Annotated in this window: 2 protein-coding genes and 1 tRNA gene; all 3 read right to left on the bottom strand. The window is 39.3% G+C overall.

Annotated features, from left to right (window positions below; translation table 11 throughout):
• Positions 1-36: 36 nt before the first annotated feature.
• The 3 genes from C9E89_RS23570 to C9E89_RS22740 all read right to left on the bottom strand — a co-directional run bounded on the left by C9E89_RS23570 (position 37) and on the right by C9E89_RS22740 (position 963).
• Positions 37-195, bottom strand: coding sequence for a hypothetical protein (locus C9E89_RS23570; protein ID WP_171405218.1), 159 nt, complete (start codon positions 193-195; stop codon positions 37-39).
• A 41-nt stretch (positions 196-236) separates the two neighbouring features.
• Positions 237-641, bottom strand: a complete 405-nt coding sequence (locus C9E89_RS22745) for a Gp49 family protein (RefSeq protein WP_107010317.1) — start codon at positions 639-641, stop codon at positions 237-239.
• 246 nt (positions 642-887) lie between these two features.
• Positions 888-963, bottom strand: a tRNA-Arg gene (locus C9E89_RS22740).
• Positions 964-1,092: the final 129 nt, after the last annotated feature.

The raw sequence follows: 1,092 nt of genomic DNA, 5'->3' as shown, positions 1-1,092 counted from the left end.
CCGAGATTCTTACGTGCTTCGATTTTGTCCATAAGCTCAATCACTCAAGTGTTTTTCAACTAGATCGTCTATTTCCACTGCTTTCTCAATCAATGCGCTCTTCATGTCCACAGGCAGCCGAGGGTCAAATTGCATACCGCGCATGAAGTTAGCAGCTGATTCAAGTGCTTCTAATAATTCCTCTTGATCTTCCATCTCACTTTCTCCAAGACAAAATAAAACCCCTTTCGGGGTGTTTAAAACTGTTTATCCAATTCAGCTTGGTATAGTTTTTCTTTCAATAGATAACCTTCAAGCATCCAAATTTTGTTGCGTGCATTTTCGTACGCAATCTTTTTACCAATTTCAGGATCAAAGTTTTCAGGACTTACACATGCTGATTCACCTGTAACCGTGAAACCATTTTTCAAAACAATTACACAGAAGGTTAATAGATCAAGTTGCTGTGGTGGATTGATGAATCGCTCACCTTCAGGCAATGAGTTAAATTCTTCAGAAGATGCAAGCGCGCCTGCGTAACCATCACCAGCCGTAAAGTGGTGAACACTTTGAACAACTGAATCAATATGATTAGGCGTTAATCGTGGTGCACTCAAACCTTTCGCTTGAATTTCTTGCTCAATTTGTTTTTCATTTGACATCTTCACTTTCCTCTAGGCATTAAAAAACCACCGTTGAGGTGGTTAAAGGTTTCGAATTCGATAGGTTTAAAATGGTGTAATCACACCTAATTAAAATTACTCACCACAAGCAGCATTGCTTAATGGACCACACTTACTTTTAGGACCATCAAAGAAAGTAGCATTTGCAGTAACTGAAACAAACAAAAGTAACAAAGCAGCAATAATACTTTTCATCTTATTTTCCTGAATTGTTATGTATGAAAATGGCACGCCATACAGGATTCGAACCTGTGACCATCCGCTTAGAAGGCGGATGCTCTATCCACTGAGCTAATGGCGCGTTAAAAGACCTACTATACGCATGACGTATAGCAGGTTAGTAGTGTGCTTTAGGGCTGACTTATGTGTTAAGAGCTTGCCAATTCTCAAGTAGTACTCACCTTTTACTACTAGATGATTGTCTTTTCAC

The organism is Acinetobacter sichuanensis, assembly GCF_003024515.2.
Taxonomy (GTDB): domain Bacteria; phylum Pseudomonadota; class Gammaproteobacteria; order Pseudomonadales; family Moraxellaceae; genus Acinetobacter; species Acinetobacter sichuanensis.
This window is presented reverse-complemented; position numbering and strand designations above follow the sequence as displayed.

What these genes read in the sequence shown, in the direction of transcription:
- C9E89_RS23570 (WP_171405218.1), bottom strand. Translation starts at nt 195, where the DNA reads ATGGAAGATCAAGAGGAATTATTAGAAGCACTTGAATCAGCTGCTAAC.
- C9E89_RS22745 (WP_107010317.1), bottom strand. Translation starts at nt 641, where the DNA reads ATGTCAAATGAAAAACAAATTGAGCAAGAAATTCAAGCGAAAGGTTTG.